Below are 383 nucleotides of genomic sequence, written 5' to 3'. Positions count from 1 at the left end.
CCTCTGCCGCCCCTTCCACGGCTGCCACGCCGCTGCGGGCGGCCGTCGTCGGCCTCGGCTGGGCCGGCCGCCAGCACATGCACGGGTACGTGGCGTGCCCCGACACCGATTTGGTTGCGGTGTGCGGGCTGGAAACCGACGTCGCCGCCGAGCTCGCCGGCGATCTCGGCGTACCGGCGACGTACCGGACTCTCGACGAGCTGCTCGCCGCCGACCACGTCGACGTCGTGTCGATCGCCACACCGACCGCGTTGCACGCGCCCATGGCGATCACCGCACTCGACGCCGGTGTGCACGTGCTGTCGGAGAAGCCGATCGCCGAGACACCGGCGCGTGCGGCCGAGATGGTCGCCGCGGCCGAGCGCAACGGCAGGGTGCTCGAC

1 protein-coding gene is annotated in these 383 nt (G+C 73.1%); it reads left to right on the top strand.

Annotation, left to right across the window (positions count from 1 at the left end):
• On the top strand, positions 1–383 hold a 383-nt coding region (locus I6F37_RS44775), incomplete at both ends, for a Gfo/Idh/MocA family protein (RefSeq protein WP_225155097.1).

It is taken from the genome of Bradyrhizobium sp. NBAIM08, assembly GCF_020193935.1.
In the GTDB taxonomy this organism is placed as follows: domain Bacteria; phylum Pseudomonadota; class Alphaproteobacteria; order Rhizobiales; family Xanthobacteraceae; genus Bradyrhizobium; species Bradyrhizobium yuanmingense.
The sequence above is the reverse complement of the archived record's forward strand: the minus strand, read 5'-3'. Positions and strand labels throughout refer to the sequence as shown.